This is a genomic window from Pseudomonas sp. R62 (assembly GCF_000257605.1).
In the GTDB taxonomy this organism is placed as follows: Bacteria; Pseudomonadota; Gammaproteobacteria; order Pseudomonadales; family Pseudomonadaceae; genus Aquipseudomonas; species Aquipseudomonas atacamensis.
On the sequence record NZ_AHZM01000989.1, the window covers coordinates 1 to 517 of the forward strand.

1 protein-coding gene is annotated in these 517 nt (G+C 54.9%); it reads right to left on the minus strand.

From position 1 onward, the window contains the following. Positions 1-294: 294 nt before the first annotated feature. A partial coding sequence (locus tag OQK_RS01490) for a LysR substrate-binding domain-containing protein (protein ID WP_038860395.1) occupies positions 295-517 on the minus strand: 223 nt, incomplete at its 5' end.

Consider the following 517-nt stretch of genomic DNA (forward strand, 5'->3'; position numbering starts at 1 on the left):
TTATGTCGGCAAGAAGGCTGCGGCCGACAAGGACTTCATCGGCAGTGTGCTGCAGACGCTGAAACAGGCGTGGGATTCGATGCAGAACAAAAATGAAGTTCGGGTGATTGATCGGTTTTATTGAATAATACTTCAGTAAAAAAAGGCCTGCTTCGATAAGAAGCAGGCCTTTTTACATCCAGAACTCACCCTTACTTTGTGGGAGCGAGCCTGCTCGCGAATGCAGTCTTCAGGCGCAAGCATCAGCGCCTGACACAACATATTCGCGAGCAGGCTCGCTCCCACAGGTGTTGTTCACGCCCTATGCATTTCCAAAACAAGATCAACAAACGCCAACGCCGCCGCACTGTGATAATTATTTCTGCGCCGCAACAACGCCGCGCCACGCTGTGGCGCCTCCCCTTCGACCCGCAAGCGGCGCAACGCGCGGTCTTCGCTGGCAATCGCCTCGGGCAGCATGGTCGCCAGCGGCGCATGCCGCACCACTTCCAGCAACGTACTCACCGAATTCACTTCA